The organism is Nocardia africana NBRC 100379, from assembly GCF_001612635.1.
Classification (GTDB): Bacteria; Actinomycetota; Actinomycetes; order Mycobacteriales; family Mycobacteriaceae; genus Nocardia; species Nocardia africana.
The window spans coordinates 27,712-53,589 of sequence record NZ_BDAV01000019.1; the positions used below are offsets into that span (position 1 = coordinate 27,712).

Genomic DNA, 25,878 nt, shown 5'->3' on the forward strand with positions numbered 1-25,878 from the left:
CTCCTGACTGGCCGTCGGCGCCGCGCATCGCTAGCTGAACGGGGCCGGATCGTCGAACCGCAGCGAGGCCCGGCCCGCCGCCCGCCAAGCCCTGGCGGTGAGGTCGGCATCCTCCTCGTCGACGAGGTTGCCCATCACCCGCACGGCCGTGCGCTGCAGCAGCGCCGAGCGCATCACCGGCGGTCCGCCGGTCGGCACCATCCGCGGATGGGTGGCCAGCGCCGCGATCCGGCGGGCCACCGAGAACGTGCGCCCGTAGCGGGCGCGCAGCAGATCCGGCCACACCGTGGTCAGATCCGGTTCGCCGAGCAGTCCGGACAGCAGATGTCCGCCCTCGAGCCCGTAATCGATGCCCTCGCCGTTGAGCGGGTTCACACATCCGGCGGCATCGCCCACCAGCACCCAGTTGCGGCCCGCGATATTCGAGACCGCCCCGCCCATCGGCAGCAGCGCCGAGGCGACCGCCCGCGCCTCACCCTCGAACTGCCATTCCTGCCGGCGCAACGAAACATAATGCTGGAGAAGCGGTTTCAAGGAGATGTGCGAAGGCCGGCGTTCGGTGGCCAGTGAGCCCACGCCGATGTTGACCTCACCGTTGCCCAGCGGGAACACCCAGCCGTAGCCGGGCACCAGAGCGCCCTCGGCATCGCGCAATTCCAGATGCGAGGTGATCCATTCGTCGTCGCTGCGCGCGGAGCGGATGTAGGCGCGGGCGGCCACGCCGTAGGCGAAGCGGCGATGCCAGATGCGGCCCAGCAACTTTCCGACCGGCGAACGCACCCCGTCGGCGACGATGAGGATGTCGCAGCGAATGTCGCGCGAGCCCGCTTCGGTCTGCACGGTGACACCGGTGACCCGATCGTCCGCACGCGCCACCGCGACCACCCGCACCCCGTCCACCATGCGCGCACCCCACTTGACCGCGGTCTCGCGCAGTGTGTCGTCGAGTTCGGTTCGGGGAACAGCACTTCCGTAGGTGGGGAAGGATCCGCCCGGCCAGGGCAGCAGTGCCTCCCGGCCGAAGCCCGCCATCCGCAGGCCCCGGTTGACGGTATGGGCGCGCAGCCATTCCCCGAGCCCGAGCGCCTCCAGTTCCGCGGTGGCGCGCGGCGTCAATCCGTCGCCGCAGGTCTTGTCCCGGGGAAATACCGCGGCGTCGGTGAGCAACACCTCGCGCCCCGCCCGCGCCGCCCAAGCCGCCGCCGCGGAACCGGCCGGCCCCGCGCCCACCACCAGCACCTCGACGTGCTCGGGCAAGACTGTGCCGCTCTCACGTTCCGGTGCCGTCGACCCGCCGTCCTGAGCTGAACCCATAAGCCCAATAGTGGCAGAGGTGCAGCTCCCGCTTCGCTCGGGCGGGTTGTGTTCCGAGCGGTTCGGTAGGTGACCGCGAGCCACCACCCGGATGAGCGCTGAAGAGATTCGGGCGAACCAGGTAGCCGGTGCCCACTTCTGGGTATGCACTCCCGGGATGGTGCTCCGACATGGTTTCGGCCCGCCTCGATTTTGGAGCGACGGAGCGAGGGAGCGCAGCGACTGAGCGGAGGAGTGAAAAATCGAGGCCCAGGGGGCCGAAACCCCGCCGGAGCGAAGCGGAGGCCAAAGGCAGAGCGAAGCGGAGGCCAATCACACAGAGGTGTTCATGGGAGCTGGCGGGGCAACACGCTAGGTTCTTCGGTGTGGGGACGGACGCGGCATTGGGAGAAGACATGAGTGCATCGGCTGTGAGCGATGAAAGCACCGTGGTTGCCGGGGTCGATCTCGGCGATCCCGAGCTCGCGGCGACCGTGCGCAACGGGCTCGACGAGGTGGAGAAGCTGCTGGTCAGCGAGCTCTCCGACGGGGAGGACTTCCTGCTGGAAGCCGCGCTGCACCTGGCGCGCGCCGGCGGTAAACGGTTCCGGCCGCTGTTCACCATCCTCACCGGACAGCTCGGCCCGCGCCCGACCGACCCCGACCTGATCACCGCCGGCACCGTCGTGGAACTGGTGCATCTGGCCACGCTCTATCACGACGACGTGATGGACGAGGCGTCCATGCGCCGCGGCGCCCCCAGCGTGAACTCCCGATGGGGCAACAGCATCGCCATCCTCTCCGGCGACTACCTGTTCGCGCACGCGTCCCGCCTGGTGTCCACCCTCGGCCCGGACGCGGTGCGCATCATCGCCGAGACCTTCGCCGAACTGGTCACCGGCCAGATGCGGGAAACCTTGGGCGCCAAGAAATCTCAGGATCCGGTCGAACACTATCTGCGGGTGGTGTGGGAGAAGACCGGATCGCTGATCGCCGCGTCGGGGCGCTTCGGCGGCACCTTCTCCGGTGCGAGCCTCGACGATGTCGAACGGCTGGCCCGCCTGGGCGACGCGGTCGGCACCGCCTTCCAGATCTCCGACGACATCATCGACATCTCCTCGGTCTCCGAGCAGTCCGGTAAGACGCCCGGCACCGACCTGCGCGAGGGCGTGCACACCCTGCCGGTGCTGTACGCGCTGCGCGACGAGGGCACCGAGGGCGACCGGCTGCGCACGCTGCTGGCCCGGCCGCTGGAATCCGACGACGAGGTCGCCGAGGCGCTGGATCTGCTCTCACGCTCGCGCGGCATGGTCCTGGCCAAGCAGAAGCTGCAGGGTTACGCCGATATCGCCCACGCCGAACTCTCGGCCCTGCCGCAGGGCCCGGCCAACGACGCGCTGGAACGCCTGGTCCGATACACCATCGAGCGGGTCGGCTGAGCCCACCCCGCGGCACCGGCGGCGCGCGGGAACAGCCGGTTTTCCCTGGTGTGATCGATATCGCAGCGCGGAGTGCCGGAACCCGAGTTCGCCGCCGATCGTTGATCCGACATGCATGGTTACGCGAACGGTTTGAAGACCTTCGGGCTCATGGTGGGCCTGTCGGCACTGATCGTGTTCGCAGGTGCGATGTTCCGCAACCCCACGATTCTGATCATCGCCATCCTGCTGGCCGTGGGCATGAACGCCTACGCCTACTTCAGCAGCGACAAGCTGGCCCTGCGGGCCATGCACGCGCAGCCGGTATCCGAACTCGAAGCGCCCGTGATGTACAAGATCGTGCGCGAGCTGGCCACCACCGCGCGCCAGCCCATGCCGCGGCTGTACATCAGCCCGACGAACGCCCCCAACGCGTTCGCCACCGGTCGCAATCCGCGCCACGCGGCGGTGTGTTGTACCAGCGGCATCCTGCAGATCCTCGACGAACGGGAACTGCGCGCGGTGCTCGGCCACGAACTGTCGCACGTCTACAACCGCGACATCCTGATCTCCTCGGTGGCCGGCGCCCTGGCCGCGGTCATCTCCGGCCTGGCCAACCTGGCCTTCTTCGCGGGCATGTTCGGCGGCAGCCGCGACGGTGAAGGCCCGAACATCCTCGGCGTGCTGCTGGTCTCGCTGCTCGGCCCGATCGCCGCCACCCTGATCAAGCTCGCCGTCTCCCGCTCCCGCGAATACCAGGCCGATCAGGACGGCGCCGAACTCACCGGCGACCCGCTGGCCCTGGCCTCGGCGTTGCGCAAACTCGAACGCGGCACCCAGGCCGCGCCGCTGCCGCCCGAGCCGCAGCTGACCGCGCAGTCACACTTGATGATCGCCAATCCCTTCCGGGCCGGCGACAAGATGGCGCGCTGGTTCTCCACCCACCCGCCCATGGGCGAGCGCATCCAGCGCCTCGAGCACATGGCCGGCGGGCCCGCAGGTACTAGCGGTAGTTGACGAACTGCAGGGCCACGTCGAGATCCGCACCCTTCAGCAGGGCGATGACGGCCTGCAGATCGTCGCGCTTCTTCCCGCTGACCCGCAGTTCGTCGCCCTGGATCTGCGCCTTCACGCCCTTGGGACCCTCGTCGCGGATCTTCTTGGCGATCTTCTTCGCGTTCTCCGGGGAGATGCCCTGAACCAGGGTGCCGGTGATCTTGTAGGTCTTGCCGGAGGCCGCCGGTTCGCCCGCGTCGAAGGCCTTCAGCGAGATGTCGCGGCGAATCAGCTTCTCCTTGAACACCTCCAGCGCCGCCTTCACCCGTTCCTCGGATTCGGCCGACAGCACGATCTTCTCTTCACCCGACCACTCGATGCTCGCACCCGTGCCGCGGAAGTCGTAGCGGGTGTTGAGCTCCTTGGCCGCCTGGTTGAGGGCGTTGTCGACCTCCTGCCGGTCGACCTTGCTGACGACATCGAATGACGAATCGGCCACGCTGCGCTCCTGTCTGACGGCTCACATTTCACCCGGAACTCCGGTAGGGAACTTTCTACCCCGGCCGCCCCGCGGCGGTCACGGCACCCCCGCTGGCCAGCCGGTTTGCATCGGGGCGCCCTGGTCGTTGTATTCTGCTCTGCGCGCTGGCAACAGTGCGAAAGGCGGATTGCCCGAGTGGCCAAAGGGAGCTGACTGTAAATCAGCCGCGCAAGCTTCGGAGGTTCGAATCCTTCATCCGCCACCCTCTCAGGGCCCTCTCTAATCGGGGAGGGCCCTCTTCTTGTTCGAGGGTGATTTGTGGGGGCCCGGCCCCCACACCCCCGCGCCGGAGGGGCTTCGCCCCCCGGACCCCCCTTCCAGCCGGTGGCGTTTTCGGCGTCGGTTATCCAGCCCCATTCGGGCAAACTCGACGAGATGGTTCACCCTGGTGGGTTTCGGCCCAGGGGGCCGAAACCTCGCCGGAGCGGAGCGGAGGCCAACGGCCCTGACCAGCTGGTTTGGTAACTTCGCGGAGGAGTGTGTAACCTCGTTCAAGGCTTCAGCGCCCCGGGTTCGAGGATTCGAGTTCGGAGCGAATGTCGCCATGCCCCCTTAGCTCAGTCGGCAGAGCGTTTCCATGGTAAGGAAAAGGTCAACGGTTCGATTCCGTTAGGGGGCTCGCCGGATTGCCGGTGGTGACCGACTCGGCACTCCACACAGAGCCGAACGTGGTTCCGCCCGCATTGCCGCGCATATGGCGGTGTAGCTCAGGCGGTAGAGCAAACGACTCATAATCGTTGTGTCGCCGGTTCGAGTCCGGCCATCGCTACCCATACTGATTGACCCTCTAGGTTGACCGGAAAGAAGGCATAATCGTGGCCGCGAAGTCCACCGATGTCCGGCCAAAGATCACCTTGGCCTGCGAGCAGTGCAAGCATCGCAACTACATCACCAAGAAGAACCGGCGCAACGACCCGGATCGTCTGGAGCTGAAGAAGTTCTGCCCGAACTGCGGCACCCACCGGGCGCACCGCGAATCTCGCTAGATCTCATCGCGTGCACGCTGCCGCGCGCGAAGTCGGCGTCCGGATTCAGGGAGGTCTGTCGATGACCTTCCCGGATATTCATGGACCGCGCCGACCCATGCAGCACTCCATGCCGGAGCAGGTTTCCCGACCCGCTCCGGCATTTGCTGTACTTGCGGTAGTTTCACGCTCCGCAGACTCCCGGTAGCGGAGTCAGATAGGGACCTACTCTCCGTGACAATAAACACCGGAACCGATGCCGTGGCCGCGCAGAACGCCGACAGTGAGCCGTTCGACCCGTCGGCCCACGCCGCCGCCATGGTCGGTCACCACTACCGCGTCGACGACTACTACGAGGTCGGCCGCGAGAAGGTGCGCGAGTACGCACGCGCGGTGCAGGACTACCACCCCGTGCACTGGGACGAGAATGTCGCCCGCGACTACGGCCACGACGGGCTGCTCGCACCGGTGACGTTCATCTCCCTGGTCGGCATCCTGGCCCAGCGCAAGCTGTTCGAGCAGGTCGTCACGGGTTACGACCTGAGCCAGATCATGCAGACCGACCAGATCCTGGAATTCCACCGGCCGATCCGGGTCGGCGACCAGCTCACCTGCGACGTCTACCTGCACTCGTTCCGGCAGGCCTTCGGCGGCGACATCATCGTCACCAAGAACATCGTCACGGCGCAGAACGACGAGCTGGTGCTCACCACCTACACCACCCTGGTCGGCCGCAGCGGCGGTGACGTCGATCCCAATATCGCCGACGCGGTCCGCAACATCCTCATGCACGGCATGGGCGAGGCACCCGACCGTCCGACCGCCGAGCCGCCCATCACGGCGCCCCCGGTGCCGGTGACCACGGTTCCCGAGGTCACGGTCAGCAGGTACACGCGCTCGTTCGACAGCGTGGCCGTCGGCGACGAACTGCCGGCCCGCGTGGTCCGGCTCACCCGCGGCGATCTGGTGAACTACGCCGGCGTCTCCGGTGACGCGAACCCGATCCACTGGAGCGACGAGGTCGTCGCGCTCGCCGGCCTGGACAACGTGGTCGCGCACGGCATGCTGACCATGGGCCTGGGCGGCGGATTCGTCACCTCCTGGCTCGGTGATCCGGGTGCGGTGAAGGAATACAACGTGCGTTTCACCAGCCCGGTCTACGTGCCCGGCGACCATCCGGCCGAGGTCGAGTACACCGGCAAGGTGAAGTCGGTGGACCCGGAGAACCGCACCGCCGTGATCGCGATCGTCGCCAAATCCGGCGGCCGGAAGATCTTCGGACGTGCGACCGCGACGGTGCAGCTGGCATGATGGTCGGCGGGCCGGCAAGCCGCTTCGCGGTGGCGGACGGCCCGATTGGCTATCCGCCGGGGCGGTAACGTACACTCGGATTTCTGGGGTCGCCAGCCACTGCGCGCTGCTCTGAGGGGCTGGTTCCGGGCGGGTGACCGCCGGGGCCGGCACACCGGCGGAGCGGCGCGCGTGTTGTGTGGCCCCGGGTTGGCACAACTGAATAAGCACCGTGCTGGATGACATTGCGATTCCAGCCGAAGGGGCGTAGCTCAATTGGCAGAGCAGCGGTCTCCAAAACCGCAGGTTGCAGGTTCAAGTCCTGTCGCCCCTGCACTGGATGCCAGCGACGAGAGAGGGTTCACGTGAGCGACGAGCGGGACATTCGCCACGGCGCGCATGCCGCCGATGACGAAGACACCGCTGCGGTCAGCCGGCCGAGTGGTAAGCGGTCGGCTCGCCGGGCTCGCGCGGGATCCTCCTCGGACACCGGCTCCGTCGCCACGATCGACCGTGGCGACAGGTCGGATTCGGCATCGCGCAAGGCGTCCAAGTCGGCGGGGAAGAAGAAGACCGCCGAACGCGGTCGGGGCAATCCCTTCAAGCGTCTGGTGAAGTTCCTGCGGGAAGTCATCGCGGAACTGCGCAAGGTGATCTGGCCCAACCGCAAGCAGATGGTCACCTATACGAGCGTTGTCCTGGTGTTCGTGATCTTCATGGTCGCGTACATCAGCGGGTTGGACCTGGCGTTCATCAAGGGTGTCAACTGGCTGTTCGGCTAGCTGACCGGTGCGTCAGGAGCGGAGCCTGCGGAGCGACCCATGGGCGCTGCTAGCCGTCCGCCACGCGAGGACGGAAACCATCCGCCGGATTCACCTCCGGCGTAGTGGATGTACGTGACGACACAGGAAGCGAGTGCCCAGTGAGCACCCCGGAGAACGGCACAACCGACGAGTTCCCGGTCGACGACGAGGCGGCGGAGACGGCCGTCGACGAGGCGACCGTCTCGGACGGTACCGAGGCGTCCTCCGGCGAAGTCGAGGGCGACACCACCGACACCGATACCGACGCACCCGCGGAGCCCGCGGCACCGGAAGAGCCCGCCGACCCCGTCGCCGAGATGAAGGCCGCGCTGCGCCGCGCCCCCGGTGACTGGTACGTCATCCACTCCTACGCCGGGTACGAGAACAAGGTGAAGACCAACCTCGAGACCCGCGTGCAGAACCTGGGCCTCGAGGACTACATCTTCCAGGTCGAGGTGCCGACCGAGCAGGTCACCGAGATCAAGAACGGCCAGCGCAAGAACGTGCAGCGCAAGGTGCTGCCCGGCTACATCCTGGTCCGGATGGATCTCAACGACGAATCGTGGGGCGCGGTCCGCAACACTCCGGGCGTCACCGGATTCGTCGGCGCCACCTCCCGTCCGTCGCCGCTGACGATCAACGACGTGGTGAAGTTCCTGGTCCCGGCCGAGCAGCAGCAGAAGAAGCCGGCCGCCGCCGCGGCGGGTGCCGCCGCGTCCACGTCGGAGACCGTCACCGAGGCCGCGACCAAGCCGGCCATCGAGGTCGACTTCGAGGTCGGCGAGTCGGTCACCGTCATGGACGGTCCGTTCGCGACGCTGCCGGCCAGCATCTCCGAGGTCAACGCCGAACAGCAGAAGCTGAAGGTGCTGGTGTCGATCTTCGGTCGCGAGACCCCGGTCGAACTCGCCTTTACGCAGGTCGCGAAGATCTAAGACTTCCGGGTTCGTCCCGGGACAGGCTTACGGAAGTCCGTAAGGAACCTAAACCAAGGAAAGAAAGATGCCCCCCAAGAAGAAGAAGGTCGCCGGGCTCATCAAGCTCCAGATCCAGGCTGGTGCGGCCAACCCGGCCCCGCCGGTCGGCCCCGCGCTGGGTCAGCACGGCGTCAACATCATGGAGTTCTGCAAGGCGTACAACGCCGCGACCGAGTCGCAGCGTGGCAACGTCATCCCGGTCGAGATCACGGTCTACGAGGACCGCTCGTTCGACTTCAAGCTGAAGACTCCGCCCGCCGCCAAGCTGCTGCTGAAGGCCGCCGGTGTGCAGAAGGGCTCCGCCGAGCCGCACCGCAACAAGGTCGCCACGGTCACCATGGATCAGATCCGTGAGATCGCCAAGACCAAGCAGGAAGATCTGAACGCCAACGACATCGATCAGGCGGCCAAGATCATCGCGGGTACCGCTCGCTCGATGGGTATCACCGTCGCCGACTGACGGTCCCCGTCTCCGCCGGTGACCGGCGGGATGTGCGTGGGAGGGACGGCCAGTCCCGACAACCACTTCTGACTTACGAACAGGACAGAGAATCATGGCAAAACGAAGCAAGGCTTATCTCGAGGCGGCCGCCAAGGTCGACCGCTCCCAGCTCTACTCTCCGCTGTCGGCCACCCGGCTGGCGAAGGAGACCGCGACCACGAAGACCGACGCGACCGTCGAGGTCGCCGTCCGTCTGGGCGTCGACCCCCGCAAGGCCGACCAGATGGTCCGCGGCACCGTCAACCTGCCGCACGGCACCGGTAAGACCGCGCGTGTCATCGTGTTCGCGGCCGGCGAGAAGGCCGCCGAGGCCGAGGCCGCCGGTGCCGACGCCGTGGGCGCCGAGGATCTGATCGAGCGCATCCAGGGCGGCTGGCTGGACTTCGACGCCGCGATCGCCACCCCGGACCAGATGGCCAAGGTCGGCCGCATCGCGCGTGTGCTGGGCCCCCGCGGCCTGATGCCGAACCCGAAGACGGGCACGGTCACCACCGATGTGACCAAGGCCGTCAACGACATCAAGGGCGGCAAGATCAACTTCCGCGTCGACAAGCAGGCCAACCTGCACTTCGTGATCGGCAAGGCCTCCTTCGACGAGAAGAAGCTGGTCGAGAACTACGGCGCCGCACTGGAGGAGATCCTGCGTGTGAAGCCGTCGACCGCCAAGGGTCGCTACGTCAAGAAGGTGACGATTTCGACGAACACCGGACCGGGCATCCCGGTGGACCCGAACCGCACCCGCAACCTCACCGAAGAGGACGCGTAAGGCGTAGGTAGCTTTCGAATCCGAAGGGCCGGTAGGGATTTCCCCACCGGCCCTTCGGTATTCCGGGAATCGCGGGGGAGCAGTGGCCGAGAAAGACGGCCGATTTTGGGTTTCAGCTGCTCATCCGCTATTCTGTACTGCGGTCGCTGACCAGTTCGGCGATCACCCCCAATCGTTCTACCGAAGACCGTTGGTTGCTGCCGTCAGGCAGTCGAAGGTCCGGCGATATTGCCGGCGGCCCACGCAGGGAGAGCCGAGGTGAGGGACGACATGTGAGCCGTGTGTTCATGTCGAGTTTCTTGTGCGCCCCGGGACCACTCTGCGTCCGGGGCGTTTGCTTTGTCGCCGGGTCGACGTAGCCTCCCCGGGCCCAGCCTCCGTGAGTCGGTAGTTCATCGCAGAACCGACCATCCAGAGAGGAGGCGAAGTATGGCGAAACCAGAGAAGGTCACCGCGGTCGCGGAGATCACCGAGCAGTTCAAGAGCGCTACGGCCACTGTGATCACGGAATACCGTGGTCTGTCGGTCGGCAACCTCACCCAGCTGCGTCGTGCGCTGGGCAGCAATGCCACCTACTCCGTCGCCAAGAACACCCTGGTCAAGCGTGCGGCCGCCGAGGCGGGCGTCGAAGGCCTGGATGACTTGTTCGTCGGTCCGACCGCGATCACCTTCATCACCGGTGAGCCGGTCGACGCCGCCAAGGCCCTCAAGACCTTCGCCAAGGACAACAAGGCGCTGGTCATCAAGGGTGGCTACATGGACGGCGCCGCGCTGTCGGTCTCCGAGGTCGAGCGCATCGCCGACCTGGAGTCGCGCGAGGTGCTGCTGGCCAAGCTGGCCGGCGCCATGAAGGGCAACCTGACCAAGGCGGCCGGCCTGTTCGCCGCGCCGGCCGGCCAGGTGGCTCGCCTGTTCGCCGCGCTCGAGGACAAGCAGCGCGCCGCGGGCGGTGCCGAGGCGGCTCCCGCCGCCGACGCCGAATAAGCCGACGCGAACAAGTCGACAAACCAACTCTTCTCTCCCCGCCGATGCGGGGATGAACTACCGAAAGGAAACACCATGGCCAACGTGGACGAGCTGCTCGAGACCATCGGCAACATGACCCTGCTGGAGCTCTCGGACTTCGTCAAGAAGTTCGAGGAGAAGTTCGAGGTCACCGCCGCCGCTCCGGTCGCGGTTGCCGCTGTCGCCGGTGGCGCTGCCGCCGGTGGCGCCGAGGCCGCCGAGGAGCAGGACGAGTTCGACGTCATCCTCGAGGGTGCCGGCGACAAGAAGATCCAGGTCATCAAGGTCGTGCGTGAGATCGTCTCCGGCCTGGGCCTGAAGGAAGCCAAGGACCTGGTCGAGGGTGCCCCGAAGCCGATCCTGGAGAAGGTCGCCAAGGACGCCGCCGAGGCCGCCAAGGCCAAGCTGGAAGAGGCCGGCGCGAAGGTTTCCGTCAAGTAATTGCGGTAATCGAGTCCGGAAAAAGGGCGGTCCCGTTGCGGGGCCGCCCTTTTCACATATTTCGTGGTGAATGTTGTGAACCGCCGCGACCAGCTCATTACCGCCGACATTTCTACCGACCAGTCAGGTAGGGTGTCCTGCACCAGCGGCATGCGATACAGTGGCCGCACCCCAGTGTGACGCGTCACACCGCGCTGAAATACGGTGACGCGGCCGTGGGCGCTCGTCAGAAGAAATATGGAGGTCGGCGTGGGCGTCGAGGTCAGGACCGAAGGTGTTACGAAATCTTTCGGGTCCCAGCGGATTTGGCAGGATGTCACTCTGACTCTGCCCACGGGGGAAGTCAGCGCGCTGCTCGGCCCCTCGGGTACCGGTAAGTCGGTGTTTCTGAAGTCGCTGATCGGTCTGCTGCGCCCCGAGCGCGGCTCGATCTACATCGACGGCACCGACATCACCACCTGCTCCAACAAGGAGCTCTACGAGATCCGCAAGTTGTTCGGCGTTCTGTTCCAGGACGGCGCGCTGTTCGGTTCGATGAACCTGTTCGACAACGTGGCCTTCCCGCTGCGCGAGCACACCAAGAAGAGCGAATCCGAGATCAAGCAGATCGTCATGGAGAAGCTCGAGCTGACCGGTCTGCTCGGCGCCGAGGGCAAGCTGCCCGGTGAGATCTCCGGTGGTATGCGCAAGCGTGCCGGCCTGGCGCGGGCGCTGGTGCTGGACCCGCAGATCATCCTCGTCGACGAGCCGGACTCCGGACTGGACCCGGTGCGTACGACCTACCTGTCGCAGCTGCTGATCGACATCAACGCGCAGATCGACGCGACGATTCTGATCGTCACCCACAACATCAACCTGGCCCGTAGCGTGCCCGACAACATCGGCATGCTCTTCCGCCGCCAGTTGGTGATGTTCGGCCCGCGCGAGGTCCTGCTGACCTCGGAGGAGCCGGTGGTCAAGCAGTTCCTCAACGGCCGCATGGTCGGCCCGATCGGTATGTCGGAGGAGAAGGACGAGGCCCAGATGGCGCGCGAGCAGGCGCTCGCCGACGCCGGCCACTACGACAACGGCACCGAGGACGTCGAGGGCATCATCCCGCAGATGAAGGCCACCCCCGGCATGCCCGTGCGCCAGGCCGTGGAACGCCGCCGCCGCCGCGTACTCGAGATCATGCACACCCTGCCGCATTCCGCGCAGGTGGCGATCCGCGAGTCGATGGAAGAGAACGGCGATACACAAGTCCTTCCGGCGTATACGGGTAACGCTCCGCAATATCAGGGCGGCACGTACGACACCACCGTGCGCCACGACACAACCAACGGGTAACATACGCAACCGTGAATCAACCCCTGGCACGGCTGCGCACTCCGGTCGAGTCGGGATTTGCGCAGGCCGGCAATATTTTTGCGCTGCTCATTTCCGTGGCACGCAACACCCTGCGCAGGCCTTTCCAATGGCGTGAGTTCATCGAGCAGTCGTGGTTCATCGCGAGTGTCTCGATCCTGCCCGCCGCACTGGTGGCAATCCCGTTCGGCGCCGTTGTGGCATTGCAGACCGGTTCACTTATCAAGCAGCTCGGTGCTGAATCGTTCACCGGCGCAACCAGTGTGCTGGCGACGGTGCAGCAGGCCGCGCCCGTCGTCACCGCGCTGATCATCGCCGGTGCCGCGGGTTCGGCCGTCGCTGCCGACCTCGGCTCCCGCACCATCCGCGAAGAAATCGACGCGATGGAGGTGCTCGGCATCGATCCGGTGCAGCGCCTCGTCGTGCCGCGCGTTCTCGGCATGATGCTGGTGGCACTGCTGCTCAACGGCCTGGTTTCGGTCGTCGGCATCTGCGGTGGATATTTCTTCAATGTGTTGCTGCAGGGCGGAACTCCCGGCGCCTATCTGGCGTCGTTCTCCGCACTGGCGCAGCTCCCGGACCTCTGGATCGGTGAATTCAAGGCACTCGTCTTCGGACTGCTCGCGGGCGTGATCGCCGCATACAAAGGTTTGAATCCCAAGGGGGGACCGAAAGGCGTTGGTGACGCGGTGAATCAATCCGTGGTGATCACCTTCCTGGTGCTCTTCTTCGTCAATCTGCTTTTGACACTGGTGTACCTGCAGGTTGTCCCGGCCAAGGGTTCGTGACGATGGTTGTTTCACAGCGTTCTCCGATCTTTACGAGGCGGATGCGCCGAGTAGGCGCTGCGCTCAAGTCGCCGGTGAATGTCATCGATCGCGCCGGCGATCAGATGTCGTTCTATTCCAAGGCGATCGCGTGGATTCCGCGCACGGTCGTGCATTACCGCAAGGAGGTCATGCGGCTGCTGGCCGAGGTGACCTTCGGTTCCGGTGCGCTCGCGGTCATCGGCGGCACCATCGGCGTCGTGGTGATGATGTCGGCCTCGGTCGGTGTGGTCGTCGGCCTGCAGGGCTTCAAAGCGCTGGACGCCCTGGGCAGTTCGGTGCTCACCGGCTTCCTGACCGGCTACATCAATACTCGCGAATTGGCGCCGCTGGTCGCGGCCTTGGCATTGTCGGCGACGGTCGGCTGTGGTTTCACCGCGCAATTGGGTGCGATGCGGATTTCCGAGGAAATCGACGCGCTCGAGGTGATGGCGGTACCCGGTGTTCCGTTCCTGGTGACCACGCGCGTGATCGCGGGATTCGTCGCCGTGATTCCGCTCTATATCGTCGGCCTGCTCGGCACGTTCGTAGCGTCCAGGCAGATCAGCGTGTGGTTCAACGGGCAATCCACGGGATCGTACGACCATTATTTCGGGCTGTTCCTGCCACCCGAGGACGTGCTGTATTCGTTCGTGAAGGTGCTGGTGTTCGCCTTCGTGATCATCCTGATCCATTGCTATTACGGCTTCAACGCCACCGGCGGTCCGGCCGGCGTGGGCGTGGCCGTGGGACGCGCGGTGCGTGCGTCGATCGTGCTGGTGAACATCCTCGACTTCTTCCTCAGCCTGGCGATCTGGGGTACGACGACAACAGTGCGGGTCGCGGGATGAGCGGACCAGGCCGCGGCGCGACCGGCGGGTCGAGGGTGATGGCGTCCCGAAAGGTGGGAGTATGAGCGCGCGCAGTGTGCAATTCTGGCGCTCTACCGAGAAACTCCGCGTCCGCACGCTGGGCATCGTGTTCTTCGTAGTGATGGCGCTGTTTCTCGGTACGACGATCGCGTCCTACAACAAAGTGTGGGTGAAGGTCGTCAAGGTGGATCTGATCACCGATACCGTTGGAAATGCGTTGACCCGCAACGCGGACGTGAAAGTTCGCGGGGTCAATGTCGGCGAGGTGCGTTCCAGTGAATCCGCGAACGGCAAGGTGAGGCTGCACCTGGCGATCGATCCGGACAAGGCCTCGAAGATTCCGTCCAATGTGACGGCCCGGCTGCTGCCGAAAACCCTGTTCGGTGAGCGCTATGTCGATCTGGTCTGGCCCGAGCAGCCCAGCCCGAAGCATCTGCAGGCGGGAATGACGCTGTATCAGGACGCCAGCGGCAACGCCGTCGAGGTGAGCCAGCTGCTGGATTCGATCATGCCGCTGCTGCAGGCGATTCCGCCGCAGTACCTGGCCTCGACGTTGGGCGCGCTGTCACAGGCGCTGGGTGGCCAGGGTGAGGAACTGGGCCACACCATCGATCGGCTGGACGACATCTTCCGCGACGTCAACGGCGTGATGCCGCAGCTGCAGGACGATATCCGTACCTTCGCGACGGTCGCCGACACCTATTCGGACGCGTTGCCCCAGCTGGTCGACGCCTTCGACAATCTGCGCACGCTGAACGCCACCATCGTGCAGAAGCGTTCGCAGTTGGACACGCTGTATTCGGTGCTGACCCCGACGTCGTCGAAGACCGCCGATTTCCTGACGGTCAACCACGACAACATCATCGACATCGCGGCCGACTCCCGGGGCGCGCTGGAACTGCTGGCGACGTATTCGCCGGAGTACGCCTGCACGATGAAGAACTTCGCGCAGCTCAAGCCGCGCATCGACCACCTCTTCGGCAAGGGCACCGACACCCCGGGCTCGCGGGTGACGATCGAGATCACCAACCCGCGTGGTCGTTATCTGCCGAACCAGGACGAGCCGCGCTGGCTGGACACGAACCGGCCGCCGGCGTGTTTCCCCGAATATCCGCTGGGCGTGGACCCCGGTCAGTATCCGACCGGATCGGCCAACGACGGCTCCTACCAGCCGCCGACGCGCAATCCGGGCGAGCAGAACATCGGTCAGCTGCCCCCGGCGCAGTTCTCGGTCTACGGCGCGCAGAGCGCCACGAGTATGGGTTCGCCCGCCGAACAGCACACGCTGGGTGCGATCTACGGTGCGGCGAACGGGGTTTCGCCCGATCAGGTGCCCAGCTGGGTGAGCCGGATCGGCGCCCCCGCGATGCGTGGAAGTGAGGTGAGTGTGCGATGAAGGCAAAGTTGCGTGGTCTGGGCGGGCCCCTGACCAAACTGGGCATCTTCGTGCTCGTGACAGTGCTCGCGACCGCGTTCCTGGCGCTCACCATCGCCAACTATTCCGGCGGCGGCACCGAGTTCAAGGCGCGGTTCAGCGATGTGACGTCGCTGAACAAGGGCGACGAGGTGCGCATCGCCGGTGTGCGGGTCGGCAAGGTGACCAAGGTGTCGGTCGTCGACCGCAACATGGCCGAGGTGCATTTCCAGCTCACCGACCGGGATTGGCTGCCGGCCTCCACCACCGCGACCATCCGCTACCGCAACCTGGTGGGCCAGCGGTACATCGCGCTGGAGCAGGGCGCCGGACAGCAGGGTCGCAAGATCACCGAGGGCGCCACGATTCCGCTGGAGCGGACCAAGCCCGCGCTGAACCTCACCACCCTGTTCAACGGCTTCCGGCCGCTGTTCCAGACGCTGTCGGCCGAGGACGTGAACAAGCTGTCCTACGAGATCATCCAGGTCTTCCAGGGTGAATCGGGCACGATCACCGATCTGGTCCGCAACACCGCGAGCCTGACGAACAAGATCGCCGACAAGGATGCGGTGATCGGCGAGATCGTCAAAAACCTCAATCGGGTGCTGGATGCGGTCAACTCCCGCGACGGACAGCTCAACGATCTGATCGTCAATACCGAGGCGCTGGTCAGCGGGCTCAATGCCGAACGCGGCACAATCGGCTCGGCGGTGCAGTCGCTGGGCAATCTCGCCTCGGCGACCGCTGATCTGCTGGTTCCCACCCGGCCGACCCTGCAGGGTTCGATCGCCGGACTGAACCAGCTGACCGGCACCTTGAACGATCGTTCCGGCGAGGTGAACGAGGCACTGACGAATCTGCCGATCAAGATGGAGAAATTGGGTCGCGCGGCCAGCTACGGCTCGTGGTTCCAGTTCTACCTCTGCGGTATCGATATCGTCGCCGGTCCCGGGGTACAGGATGCGCCGCAATTGAACCTGCCGGCCCAGATGCCGACGGTGAATCAGCCGGTCTACACCAACCCGGCGCCGCGCTGTCACGGGAAGGGTGGCCGCTGATGGAAGACCGGGTTCTCTTCGGCCGGCGCAGCCCGGCGTTCATGGGCGGGCTCGGCCTGTTCATGGTGCTGCTGGTCGCGTTGTCGGCGTTCTTCTTGGACAAGCTGCCGATCATCGGCGCGAGCACCAGCTACACCGCGGAATTCTCCGAGGCCGCGGGTCTGAAGAAGGGCAACGAGGTGCGCGTCGCGGGCGTGAAGGTCGGCGATGTGTCCGATGTGCGCCTCGACGGCGATCGCGTGCTGGTCGACTTCCGGACCAAGGACGCGTGGATCGGCGATGCCACCACCGCGTCCATCCAGATCAAGACCCTGCTCGGGCAGAAGTATCTGGCGCTGGATCCCAAGGGTTCTCACCCGGCCGATCCGGGCAAGCGAATCCCGTTGTCGCGCACGGTTTCTCCGTACGACGTGGTCGAAGCCTTCAGTGATGCCGCCTCGAGCATCGAGAAGACCGACACCGCGCAGCTGGCGACCAGCTTCCGGGTGCTCTCGGACGCGTTCTCCGGCACCCCGCCGGAGATCCGCGGCTCGATCGACGGCGTCGCCCGGTTGTCGGAGACGCTGGCCAAGCGCGACGAAGAGCTCAAGCATCTTTTCAACGCGACCAACAAGACCACCAAGGTGCTCGCCGACCGCAACGAGCAGTTCGAGCGGTTGCTGGCCAACGGCGGTCAGCTGCTGGCCGAGTTGAACGTCCGTCAGCAGGCCATTTCGCAACTGCTCAACGGCGCGAAAACCGTTGCCGCCGAACTGAGTGCGCTGGTGCACGACAACGAGCAGCAGATCGGTCCGGCGCTGACCAATCTGAAGAAGTCCATCGACATGCTCAACGACAATCAGCAGAACATCTCCAAGACGCTGAAGCTGGCGGCACCGTTCTACGGCCTGTACGCCAACGTGCTGGGCAACGGGCGCTGGTTCGACGCGGTGATCGTCAACCTGATCCCGCCGGCGCTGCCGGAGATTCCGGGTAACCGCCCGCCGATCCGCACCCTGGGAGGCAACTGATGCAGGCTGCTCTCGGTAAGGGATCGCGCCGGGATCCGCTGACCGCGATCCGCGAATCCGGCCGCGGTACCAAGATCGCCCTCGCCCTCGGCACGGTCGCCGTGGTGGTCGTCGCCGGTGTGCTGTGGTGGCTGTTCAACACCTACAACACCACCAAGATCACCGCCTACTTCGACAAGTCGATCGGCATCTACCAGGGTTCGGAGGTGCGCATCCTCGGTGTCCCGGTGGGCAAGGTCGATTCGGTGACGCCGCAGGGTGATCAGGTGAAGGTCACCATGCACGTCGACCGGAAATACGACATTCCGGCCGACGCCAAGGCCGCTCAGATCACGCCGTCGGTGGTGTCGGACCGCTACATCCAGCTCACGCCCGTCTACAAGGGCGGGCCGAAGATGCCGCGCAACGCCACCATCCCGCGCGACCGCACGGCGACCCCGGTCGAGGTCGACCGGCTGTACAAGAGCATCCAGGAACTGTCGGATGCGCTGGGGCCCAACGGCGCCAACAAGGACGGCGCGGTGAACGAGCTGGTCCGCACCGGTGCGGCGAATCTGTCCGGGAACGGGGACGCGCTGTCCAACAGCCTGACCCAGCTCTCGCACGCCGCCCGGTATCTGTCGGACGCGCGCGGTGACATCTTCGACACGATCAAGAATCTGCAGATCTTCGTGCACACCCTGGCGGTCAACGACCAGCAGGTGCGCGAATTCAACACGCAGCTGGCGGATCTGGCCGGATTCCTCTCCGGTGAGCGGGAAAACCTCGGGCAGGCACTGAATCTGCTGTCGATCGCGCTCGGCGACGTCGCCCGGTTCATCGACAACAACCGGGACCTGGTGGCCGAGAACGCCGACGCGCTGACCAAACTGACTCAGACGCTGGCCGACCAGCGCCAGGATGTGGCGAATGCGCTGCCGGTGCTGCCGCTGGCGCTGAGCAACCTGATCAACATCCACAACGGTGAATCCGGCACGCTCGACATGCGCGCCAACTTCACCGATCTGCAGAACCCGTTCGGTGCCGTCTGCAAGATGCTCGACCTCGGCCAATTGCGGCCGGGCGACCCGAAATTCGATGCGATCAGCCGGCAGATGCGCCCGATTCTGGATCAGTGCAAGGTGATCACCGACCAGATCAAGGACGGTGTGCAGACGCCGTCGCTGGTGTTGCCGTTCGGCATCCTCAGCGGTGAGAACATCCAGAAGACCCCGGCTCCGGGCAGTGTTCCGGGCACCCCGTCGGACCGGCAGCCGCCGTCGCAGCAGGAAGGTGGCCAGCGATGACGCCCTTCGGATTCCGCAGGACGGCCCGCGGACTGGGTGCCGTCGCGGTGGTCGGCGTGACCGCGGTGCTGGTGGGTTCGTGTTCGTCGAACGGCATCTACAGCGTGCCGCTGCCCGGTGGCGCCGACGTGGGTGACCACCCGATGCGTATCGATGTGCGCTTCGACGACGTGCTGGATCTGGTGCCGCAGTCGGCCGTCAAGGTCGAGGGCGTGCCGGTCGGCCGGGTGGAGTCCATCGACGTCGCCCCCGACGGCTGGACCGCGAATGTGCGCACGGTGGTCAACTCCTCGGTGAAGTTGCCCGCCAACGCGCACGCCGAGGTGCGGCAGTCCAATCTGCTCGGTGAGAAGTTCGTCGAGCTGTCGGCGCCGAAGGACGAGGCCTCGCCCGACCGGTTGAAGGACGGCGCGGTCATCCCCGTCGACCGGACCCGGCACGCGGTCGAGATCGAACAGGTCCTCGGCGCGCTGTCGCTGCTGCTCAACGGCGGTGGCGTGGCGCAGCTGCAGCCCATCGTGGTGGAACTGAACAAGGCGCTGGCCGGCCGGGAGAACCGGGTGCGGTCGCTGCTGGATCAGGCCGACACTCTCATCGACGGCCTCAACCAGCAGGTCGCCGATATTCAGCACGCGCTCGACAGCCTGGGCACCTTGTCCAGCCGGGTGGGGCAGCAGTCCGACCAGATCGGCAAGATCCTCGACGAACTGCCGGCCGGTATCAAGATTCTCGATGAGCAGCGGCCGCAGCTGATCGGTTTGCTGAAGCAGCTCGACCGGGTCGGCCAGGCCGGCGTCGACGTGCTGGACAGGTCCAAGGACAACCTGATCCGGGATCTGCAGGCACTGCGGCCGACGCTGCAGGAGCTGGGCCGCTCGGCGCCGGATCTGGTGACCGCGTTCCCGCTCGTGCCGACCTATCCGTTCCCGGACGAGGCGATCAAATCGACCTTCGGTGGTTCGGTGAACACCTGGCTGTCGGTGGACACGCAGATCGGCACTCTGATGTCGAATCTCGGTGTGGGCAAACCGGATCCGGTGTACATCCCGCCGAAGTACGGGCCGCCGGTGCCGGTGGATCCGACCAATCCGTATTACAACGGCAACGGCCCGCGGCCGGGCTGGCCGACGGTCTCGCTGGTGCCGCTGCCGCCGACCGTGGTGGCTCCGGCCCCGGCCAAGCCGGGTGACCCGATCGGGTCGATTCTCGATCAGTTGGGAGTGAAGCCGCGATGAGTAGATTGGTGCGCTACCAGCTGGTCGCATTCGCGGTGATCGCCGTGCTCGGCGTGGTGTTCGTCGGCGCCAAGTACATCCACCTCGACCACATGCTCGGCTTCGGCCAGTACCAGGTGAAGGTGAAGGCGAAGACCACCGCCAACCTGTCCAAGGGCGCCGAGGTCACCTATCGCGGTGTGCCGGTCGGACGCGTGGACTCGCTGGATATCACCCCCGACGGCGTGATGGTCTATCTGGAGCTGGATTCCGGGAAGCCGAAGGTCCCCGCGAGCGCCAAGGCCGTGATCGCCAATCGCTCGGCGATCGGTGAGCAGTACCTGGATCTGGTGCCCGATTCGTCGAAGGGCCCCTACCTGCGCGACGGTTCGGTCATCGACGGCGCCGAGACGCCGATTCCGGTCGAGGATCTGCTCGCCAGCGTCAACCACTTCTCGAGCACGACGGATCTGACGGCGTTGAGCACGACCGTCACCGAGCTCGGTAAGGCCTTCGACGGACAGGGCGACAACCTGCGCATCCTCGTCGATTCGCTGAACAAGTTCTCCCGGACCGGCGTCGAGGCGCTGCCGCAGACCGTGCAGCTGATCCGGGACGCCCAGACCGTGCTCGGCACCCAGGCCGATCAGTCTCCGGCGATCCGGACCTTCAGCGACGGCCTGGATCGGCTCGCGGTGCAGCTGCGGGCCAACGATCCCGATATCCGGCGGCTGATCGGCACCGGCACCGACTCCGGCGAGCAGATCGGCAAACTGCTCGATCAGAGCGCGCAGCCGCTGACCACGGATCTGTCGAATCTGCGGCTGCTGCTGCAGGCGGTGTCGCCGCAGACCTACACGCTGAAGCCGCTGCTGCAGATGCTGCCGCTGCTGTCGGTCGGTGGTTCGGCGACCGCGCCCGGCGACGGGACGACCCACTTCGGCCTGGTGCTGGAAACCAACAATCCGCCGGCCTGTACCGTCGGGTACGAGGGAACTCAGCGCATTCTCGACCAGATGAAGGCGCAGAATCCCAATTTCGACGACACCCGTGACGATTTCCCGTTCAACACGGACGCGAAATGCACGGTGCCGTTCGGAAGTCCGACCGACGTCCGCGGCGGCGCGCGTGCGCAGTACGCCGATCCGAATGTCCCGCAGCCGTGGGATTCCAAACCCAAGACCGATCCGGACAAGCTCAACCTGAGCCCCGTCGCCATCCAGCTGGCCACTCTCATCGGAGTGACCCCGAAGCGGTGAGGCGGGTACGGGAGGCACGTCCGGAAAACCGACGACGCTAGGGTGTCGCTGTGAGTTCTGATCTGCCCAACCCCTCCTCGCAACCTGCGGCGGAGCCGCCGGACGATGCCGAAAAGGCGGTAGCTGATTCGTCGCCGGAGGAGACCGCGCGACTCGGCGCACCGGTCGGCGATACGGCCGACGAGACGGTGCGCCGGTCCGCCGGTGAGCAGCCGGCCGGCCGCGCGGGTTCGTCGGCACTGCGCACGGTCGTGACCTCCGTCGCGGCGGTGTGGCTGGTGGCGGCCCTGGTCTTGGCGGCCTGGTTCGGCGCCGGATGGGTGCGCGCGATGTGGTTCACCGACGGTCCGCGCGCCGATGCGCGCGACACCGCGCTGGATGCTGCGCGTCAGGCGGCGATCAACCTCACCTCGATGAATCCCAGCGATGTCGAGGGCTCGATCACCACGATGCGGTCCTCGATGACCGGCGACATGCTGACCCAGCTCAACGAGAATCACGACCGCATCAAGGATGCCGCCGAGAAGTCGAAGACCAAGATCGACAGCACGGTGCTGGGCGCCGCGCTGAGCTCGCTGGACAGTGAGCGCGACAAGGCCTCGGCGATCGTCGTGCTGAAACTCACGCAGACCGCGCCCAACGTTCCGGTGCAGTCCTTCCGGGCCACCTGGACGCTGGATATGAAGAAGGACGGCGACACCTGGAAGGCCGAGCAGGCCAACTCGCTCGGCCAGCTGGTGTCGCTGGATACCCCCGGTCCCGCCGGGGCGGCACAGCCGCCGGCGAACGGAAACGCCGCGCCGGCGCCGGCGCCCGCGAATCCGTCCGAGGCGCCCGCCCCCCAGCCGGGATCGTAGGAGAGGTACACCGATGGCATCCCGTCCGCCGATCAACAAGGTTTCCCCCCGGCTCAAGCCCGGCGACCGCTCGTCCGAATCCGCCGATCGCACGATCCGGCGTCGCGGCGCCGCCGATCGCGCCGCATCGGCCGGGAAGTCCGCCAAGCCCGCCGGTAAGTCCGCGAGCGCCAAATCCCGCACCAAGACCGTGCGTGCCGGTGCCGCGGCGACGCGTCCGGCGCAGCCGGTGGCGTCGCGCCGGCCCCGGAAGGTGCCGCGCCCCGGTCGGCTGCCGCGTCCCGCGCTGTCCACCTGGGGTCTGGCCGCGGGACTGATCGTGGCGAGCCTGCTGCTGACTGCGTTCGCCGTCGTCGCGGCATTCGAGCCCGGGGTGGACAACGGCAACAAGGCCTTCGTCGACACCAAGGCCACCCAGGAGGTGACCGCGGCGGCCGACAACGCGCTCAAAACGGTCTATTCCTACGACGTGAAGACCGTCGGCGGCTACAAGGACGCCGTGCACAAGGTCGTCACCGGCAAGATGCGCGGCGATTTCGACAAGTTCGCCGACACGACGGTGTCCGCGATTCAGCAGGCGCAGTCGACCGCACAGGCGACCCCCGACCCGATTGGTGTGACTTTGCTCACTGATGATCGGGCGGAACTGCTCGTGAATCTGACCGTGAGCGCGACCAAGAACGGTGCTCCGCAGGAGAGCGCGTCGGGTCCGATCGTGTTGCACATGCAGAAGGTGGACGGTCACTGGCTGGCGAGCGAGATCGCCGACCGTTGAGTGGCCCAGACGGGTTCGGAAGTATGTTCGAGCCCGTCACCTGCGGAATCTTCCCAGCTCAGCGGCGGATATTCGTCCGTGTGACGGTGCGATTCGCCAGCGCCGCAGGGGAACTCGTCGTTGTCCGGGTGGTCTCGCCACTTGACGACTTACGTCCGAACCGTCACGCTATTCACAACAGCGGCAGCTGTGACAGGGTCGAGTACCCAGGTCGAAGCGCCGCCGGAGACTCGAACGCAGCCAGCGGAAGCGGGTCCGGCGCGCCGAACATCCGGAACTCGGTTCGGATGGTACTTTGACACCCCTTCTTCGTGGGTGTAGGTTTGGACTTTGCGCTGGCTGCCTCCTGTCCATTCCTTGATCGCATCACGAAAGTTCCACCGTTGAGGTGTTACTTCCGTTGTTTGCTGTTCGGGTTTTGTCCGGGTTGTAACCAGCAGAACTCGTAGCAGACAAGCGACGGTCGCTTGGTGTCTTGTACGTACAGGCACCGGGCGACGCGCGTGAGGTGCTGGAAGGACGCATCTTGGCAGTCTCCACCCAGACCAAGGCCGGTATTCCCGGAGCCCCGAAGCGGGTGTCTTTCGCGAAGATTCGTGAGCCCTTGGAGGTTCCGGACCTTCTCGATCTACAAACCGAATCGTTCGCGTGGCTGGTCGGTGCCCCCGATTGGCGTGAGCGGGCCATCGCCCGGGGCGACGCCAGCCCGGTCGGTGGGCTGGAGGAGGTGCTCGAGGAGCTCTCGCCGATCGAGGACTTCTCCGGTTCGATGTCCCTGTCCTTCTCCGATCCGCGCTTCGAAGAGGTGAAGGCCTCGATCGAGGAGTGCAAGGACAAGGACATGACCTACGCGGCACCGCTGTTCGTGACCGCGGAGTTCATCAACAACAACACCGGTGAGATCAAGTCGCAGACGGTCTTCATGGGTGATTTCCCGATGATGACCGACAAGGGCACGTTCATCATCAACGGCACCGAGCGCGTGGTCGTCTCGCAGCTCGTGCGTTCGCCGGGTGTGTATTTCGACGAGTCCATCGACAAGGGGACCGAGAAGACGCTGCACAGCGTGCGCGTCATCCCGTCGCGTGGTGCGTGGCTGGAATTCGACGTCGACAAGCGCGACACCGTCGGTGTGCGTATCGATCGCAAGCGTCGCCAGCCGGTCACCGTGCTGCTGAAGGCGCTGGGCATGACCACCGAGGAGATCACCGAGCGTTTCGGTTTCTCCGAGATCATGCTGTCGACCCTGGAGAAGGACAACACCGCCGGCCAGGACGAGGCGCTGCTCGACATCTACCGCAAGCTGCGTCCGGGCGAGCCGCCGACCAAGGAGTCCGCGCAGACCCTGCTGGAGAACCTGTTCTTCAAGGAGAAGCGCTACGACCTGGCCCGCGTCGGCCGCTACAAGGTCAACAAGAAGCTGGGCGTCAACAACGGTGAGCCCGTGGTCGGCTCGACGCTGACCCGCGAGGACATCGTCGCCACCATCGAGTACCTGGTGCGCCTGCACCAGGGCGACAAGCTGATGACCGTCCCCGGCGGCGTCGAGGTTCCGGTCGAGGTCGACGACATCGACCACTTCGGCAACCGCCGCCTGCGCACCGTCGGCGAGCTGATCCAGAACCAGCTGCGCGTGGGCCTCTCGCGCATGGAGCGCGTCGTGCGTGAGCGCATGACCACCCAGGACGTCGAGGCCATCACCCCGCAGACCCTGATCAACATCCGCCCGATCACGGCGGCGATCCGGGAGTTCTTCGGCACCTCGCAGCTGTCGCAGTTCATGGACCAGAACAACCCGCTGTCGGGCCTGACCCACAAGCGCCGTCTGTCGGCGCTGGGCCCGGGTGGTCTGTCCCGTGAGCGCGCCGGCCTCGAAGTCCGCGACGTGCACCCCTCGCACTACGGCCGCATGTGCCCGATCGAGACCCCGGAAGGCCCGAACATCGGCCTGATCGGCTCGCTGTCGGTGTACGCGCGGGTCAACCCGTTCGGCTTCATCGAGACCCCCTACCGCAAGGTGGAGAACGGCCGGGTCACCGACGAGGTCAAGTACCTGACCGCCGACGAGGAGGACCGGCACGTCCGGGCCCAGGCGAACTCGCCCGTCGACGCCGACGGCAACTTCCTCGAGGAGCGCGTGCTCGCTCGCCGCGGTAACGAGGAGATGGAATACGTCTCCCCGGCCGAGGTCGACTACATGGATGTCTCGCCGCGCCAGATGGTGTCGGTGGCGACCGCCATGATTCCGTTCCTCGAGCACGACGACGCCAACCGCGCCCTGATGGGTGCGAACATGCAGCGTCAGGCCGTGCCGCTGATCCGTTCCGAGTCGCCGCTGGTCGGCACCGGTATGGAGCTGCGTGCCGCGGTGGACGCCGGCGACGTCGTCGTCAACGAGAAGCCGGGTGTGGTGGAAGAGGTTTCGGCCGACTACATCACCGTGATGCACGACGACGGCACTCGTAAGAGCTACCGGATGCGGAAGTTCGCCCGCTCCAATCAGGGCACCTGCGCCAACCAGCGTCCGATCGTGGACGAGGGTCAGCGGGTCGAGCACGGCCAGGTTCTGGCCGACGGCCCGTGCACCGAGAACGGTGAGATGGCGTTGGGTAAGAACCTGCTGGTGGCGATCATGCCGTGGGAGGGTCACAACTACGAGGACGCGATCATCCTGTCGCAGCGTCTCGTGGAGGAGGACGTGCTGACCTCGATCCACATCGAGGAGCACGAGATCGACGCGCGGGACACCAAGCTGGGTGCCGAGGAGATCACCCGCGATATCCCGAACGTGTCCGACGAGGTGCTGGCTGATCTGGACGAGCGTGGCATCGTGCGTATCGGTGCCGAGGTGCGTGACGGTGACATCCTGGTCGGCAAGGTGACCCCGAAGGGTGAGACCGAGCTGACTCCGGAGGAGCGGTTGCTGCGGGCGATCTTCGGTGAGAAGGCCCGCGAGGTTCGCGACACGTCGTTGAAGGTGCCTCAT

Annotated in this window: 24 protein-coding genes and 4 tRNA genes; 26 read left to right on the forward strand and 2 right to left on the reverse strand. The window is 65.8% G+C overall.

Translation table 11 applies throughout. From position 1 onward, the window contains the following. Positions 1–30 precede the first annotated feature (30 nt). Positions 31–1,314 carry a geranylgeranyl reductase family protein gene (locus tag NA3_RS30005; RefSeq protein WP_062967379.1) on the reverse strand — a complete coding sequence of 428 codons (1,284 nt, stop codon included), beginning with the start codon at positions 1,312–1,314 and terminating at the stop codon, positions 31–33. 395 nt (positions 1,315–1,709) lie between these two features. Here NA3_RS30005 and NA3_RS30010 point away from each other — a divergent pair, with 395 nt between their 5' ends. Then, positions 1,710–2,732, forward strand: a complete 1,023-nt coding sequence (locus NA3_RS30010; protein ID WP_062967380.1) for a polyprenyl synthetase family protein — start codon at positions 1,710–1,712, stop codon at positions 2,730–2,732. Positions 2,733–2,843: 111 nt separating this feature from the next. Beyond that, positions 2,844–3,728 (forward strand): zinc metalloprotease HtpX, encoded by an 885-nt coding sequence (gene htpX, locus NA3_RS30015; RefSeq protein ID WP_062967382.1) that lies wholly within the window; start codon positions 2,844–2,846, stop codon positions 3,726–3,728. Here htpX and NA3_RS30020 read toward each other — a convergent pair. Further along, the gene (locus tag NA3_RS30020; RefSeq protein WP_030516272.1) at positions 3,715–4,206 is read right to left on the reverse strand and encodes a YajQ family cyclic di-GMP-binding protein; all 492 of its coding nucleotides are present in this window, start codon (positions 4,204–4,206) and stop codon (positions 3,715–3,717) included. The genes htpX and NA3_RS30020 overlap by 14 nt on opposite strands. 163 nt (positions 4,207–4,369) lie before the next feature. Here NA3_RS30020 and NA3_RS30025 point away from each other — a divergent pair. The 24 genes from NA3_RS30025 to rpoB all read left to right on the forward strand — a co-directional run. Further along, positions 4,370–4,450: transfer RNA gene (locus tag NA3_RS30025), tRNA-Tyr, on the forward strand. Between the two features lie 344 nt (positions 4,451–4,794). Continuing rightward, positions 4,795–4,867, forward strand: a tRNA-Thr gene (locus NA3_RS30030). A 77-nt stretch (positions 4,868–4,944) separates the two neighbouring features. Beyond that, positions 4,945–5,017: transfer RNA gene (locus tag NA3_RS30035), tRNA-Met, on the forward strand. 46 nt (positions 5,018–5,063) lie between these two features. Next, entirely contained in the window at positions 5,064–5,234 is a 171-nt protein-coding gene (gene rpmG / locus NA3_RS30040; protein WP_011211653.1) for a 50S ribosomal protein L33, read from the forward strand. Between the two features lie 219 nt (positions 5,235–5,453). Then, positions 5,454–6,524 carry a fused (3R)-hydroxyacyl-ACP dehydratase subunits HadA/HadB gene (locus tag NA3_RS30045; protein ID WP_084491995.1) on the forward strand — a complete coding sequence of 357 codons (1,071 nt, stop codon included), beginning with the start codon at positions 5,454–5,456 and terminating at the stop codon, positions 6,522–6,524. Positions 6,525–6,764: 240 nt separating this feature from the next. Then, positions 6,765–6,837, forward strand: a tRNA-Trp gene (locus NA3_RS30050). Between the two features lie 31 nt (positions 6,838–6,868). Continuing rightward, positions 6,869–7,285, forward strand: coding sequence for a preprotein translocase subunit SecE (gene secE / locus NA3_RS30055; protein ID WP_062967386.1), 417 nt, complete (start codon positions 6,869–6,871; stop codon positions 7,283–7,285). Between the two features lie 140 nt (positions 7,286–7,425). Then, entirely contained in the window at positions 7,426–8,241 is an 816-nt protein-coding gene (gene nusG / locus NA3_RS30060; RefSeq protein WP_062967388.1) for a transcription termination/antitermination protein NusG, read from the forward strand. A 67-nt stretch (positions 8,242–8,308) separates the two neighbouring features. After that, a complete protein-coding gene (gene rplK, locus NA3_RS30065; protein ID WP_062967390.1) occupies positions 8,309–8,743 on the forward strand; it encodes a 50S ribosomal protein L11 in 435 nt (144 codons plus the stop codon). A gap of 94 nt (positions 8,744–8,837) precedes the next feature. Further along, positions 8,838–9,551 carry a 50S ribosomal protein L1 gene (rplA, locus tag NA3_RS30070; protein ID WP_062967392.1) on the forward strand — a complete coding sequence of 238 codons (714 nt, stop codon included), beginning with the start codon at positions 8,838–8,840 and terminating at the stop codon, positions 9,549–9,551. A gap of 429 nt (positions 9,552–9,980) precedes the next feature. Continuing rightward, on the forward strand, positions 9,981–10,535 hold the full coding sequence (rplJ, locus tag NA3_RS30075) for a 50S ribosomal protein L10 (protein ID WP_039781107.1): 555 nt from the start codon (positions 9,981–9,983) through the stop codon (positions 10,533–10,535). 75 nt (positions 10,536–10,610) lie between these two features. Then, entirely contained in the window at positions 10,611–10,997 is a 387-nt protein-coding gene (gene rplL, locus NA3_RS30080; protein WP_062967393.1) for a 50S ribosomal protein L7/L12, read from the forward strand. Positions 10,998–11,234: 237 nt separating this feature from the next. Beyond that, complete coding sequence (locus NA3_RS30085) at positions 11,235–12,323, forward strand: ABC transporter ATP-binding protein (protein ID WP_062967395.1); 1,089 nt, start codon at positions 11,235–11,237, stop codon at positions 12,321–12,323. Between the two features lie 11 nt (positions 12,324–12,334). Then, on the forward strand, positions 12,335–13,129 hold the full coding sequence (locus NA3_RS30090) for an MlaE family ABC transporter permease (RefSeq protein WP_062967397.1): 795 nt from the start codon (positions 12,335–12,337) through the stop codon (positions 13,127–13,129). A gap of 41 nt (positions 13,130–13,170) precedes the next feature. Further along, positions 13,171–13,998, forward strand: coding sequence for an MlaE family ABC transporter permease (locus NA3_RS30095; protein ID WP_227995575.1), 828 nt, complete (start codon positions 13,171–13,173; stop codon positions 13,996–13,998). Positions 13,999–14,059: 61 nt separating this feature from the next. Then, complete coding sequence (locus tag NA3_RS30100; protein WP_062967401.1) at positions 14,060–15,415, forward strand: MCE family protein; 1,356 nt, start codon at positions 14,060–14,062, stop codon at positions 15,413–15,415. Further along, the gene (locus tag NA3_RS30105; RefSeq protein WP_174561121.1) at positions 15,412–16,491 is read left to right on the forward strand and encodes an MCE family protein; all 1,080 of its coding nucleotides are present in this window, start codon (positions 15,412–15,414) and stop codon (positions 16,489–16,491) included. Before NA3_RS30100 ends, NA3_RS30105 begins: the two co-directional genes overlap by 4 nt. Further along, the gene (locus NA3_RS30110) at positions 16,491–17,501 is read left to right on the forward strand and encodes an MCE family protein (RefSeq protein ID WP_062967403.1); all 1,011 of its coding nucleotides are present in this window, start codon (positions 16,491–16,493) and stop codon (positions 17,499–17,501) included. The genes NA3_RS30105 and NA3_RS30110 overlap by 1 nt, the downstream gene beginning before the upstream one ends. Next, positions 17,501–18,787: an MCE family protein gene (locus NA3_RS30115; RefSeq protein WP_084491993.1), complete on the forward strand. Its 1,287-nt coding sequence runs from the start codon at positions 17,501–17,503 to the stop codon at positions 18,785–18,787. The genes NA3_RS30110 and NA3_RS30115 overlap by 1 nt, the downstream gene beginning before the upstream one ends. After that, a complete protein-coding gene (locus tag NA3_RS30120) occupies positions 18,784–20,022 on the forward strand; it encodes an MCE family protein (RefSeq protein WP_084491994.1) in 1,239 nt (412 codons plus the stop codon). The genes NA3_RS30115 and NA3_RS30120 overlap by 4 nt, the downstream gene beginning before the upstream one ends. Further along, positions 20,019–21,260: an MCE family protein gene (locus NA3_RS30125; protein ID WP_062967405.1), complete on the forward strand. Its 1,242-nt coding sequence runs from the start codon at positions 20,019–20,021 to the stop codon at positions 21,258–21,260. The genes NA3_RS30120 and NA3_RS30125 overlap by 4 nt, the downstream gene beginning before the upstream one ends. 50 nt (positions 21,261–21,310) lie before the next feature. Continuing rightward, complete coding sequence (locus NA3_RS30130; RefSeq protein WP_062967407.1) at positions 21,311–22,117, forward strand: hypothetical protein; 807 nt, start codon at positions 21,311–21,313, stop codon at positions 22,115–22,117. Positions 22,118–22,130: 13 nt separating this feature from the next. Beyond that, positions 22,131–22,892 (forward strand): hypothetical protein, encoded by a 762-nt coding sequence (locus tag NA3_RS30135; RefSeq protein ID WP_062967409.1) that lies wholly within the window; start codon positions 22,131–22,133, stop codon positions 22,890–22,892. Between the two features lie 508 nt (positions 22,893–23,400). Further along, positions 23,401–25,878 (forward strand): DNA-directed RNA polymerase subunit beta (gene rpoB, locus NA3_RS30140; protein ID WP_062967429.1); only part of this gene is annotated, 2,478 nt, incomplete at its 3' end.

Bases quoted from the DNA above. Each gene is read 5' to 3' on its own strand.
- NA3_RS30135 (WP_062967409.1), top strand. From the start codon at position 22,131: ATGGCATCCCGTCCGCCGATCAACAAGGTTTCCCCCCGGCTCAAGCCC.
- rplA (WP_062967392.1), top strand. From the start codon at position 8,838: ATGGCAAAACGAAGCAAGGCTTATCTCGAGGCGGCCGCCAAGGTCGAC.
- rplJ (WP_039781107.1), top strand. From the start codon at position 9,981: ATGGCGAAACCAGAGAAGGTCACCGCGGTCGCGGAGATCACCGAGCAG.
- NA3_RS30100 (WP_062967401.1), top strand. From the start codon at position 14,060: ATGAGCGCGCGCAGTGTGCAATTCTGGCGCTCTACCGAGAAACTCCGC.
- NA3_RS30010 (WP_062967380.1), top strand. From the start codon at position 1,710: ATGAGTGCATCGGCTGTGAGCGATGAAAGCACCGTGGTTGCCGGGGTC.
- NA3_RS30085 (WP_062967395.1), top strand. From the start codon at position 11,235: ATGGAGGTCGGCGTGGGCGTCGAGGTCAGGACCGAAGGTGTTACGAAA.
- NA3_RS30125 (WP_062967405.1), top strand. From the start codon at position 20,019: ATGAGTAGATTGGTGCGCTACCAGCTGGTCGCATTCGCGGTGATCGCC.
- rplL (WP_062967393.1), top strand. From the start codon at position 10,611: ATGGCCAACGTGGACGAGCTGCTCGAGACCATCGGCAACATGACCCTG.
- NA3_RS30005 (WP_062967379.1), bottom strand. From the start codon at position 1,314: ATGGGTTCAGCTCAGGACGGCGGGTCGACGGCACCGGAACGTGAGAGC.
- NA3_RS30120 (WP_084491994.1), top strand. From the start codon at position 18,784: ATGACGCCCTTCGGATTCCGCAGGACGGCCCGCGGACTGGGTGCCGTC.
- rplK (WP_062967390.1), top strand. From the start codon at position 8,309: ATGCCCCCCAAGAAGAAGAAGGTCGCCGGGCTCATCAAGCTCCAGATC.
- NA3_RS30115 (WP_084491993.1), top strand. From the start codon at position 17,501: ATGCAGGCTGCTCTCGGTAAGGGATCGCGCCGGGATCCGCTGACCGCG.
- NA3_RS30105 (WP_174561121.1), top strand. From the start codon at position 15,412: ATGAAGGCAAAGTTGCGTGGTCTGGGCGGGCCCCTGACCAAACTGGGC.
- htpX (WP_062967382.1), top strand. From the start codon at position 2,844: ATGCATGGTTACGCGAACGGTTTGAAGACCTTCGGGCTCATGGTGGGC.
- NA3_RS30110 (WP_062967403.1), top strand. From the start codon at position 16,491: ATGGAAGACCGGGTTCTCTTCGGCCGGCGCAGCCCGGCGTTCATGGGC.
- NA3_RS30095 (WP_227995575.1), top strand. From the start codon at position 13,171: ATGCGCCGAGTAGGCGCTGCGCTCAAGTCGCCGGTGAATGTCATCGAT.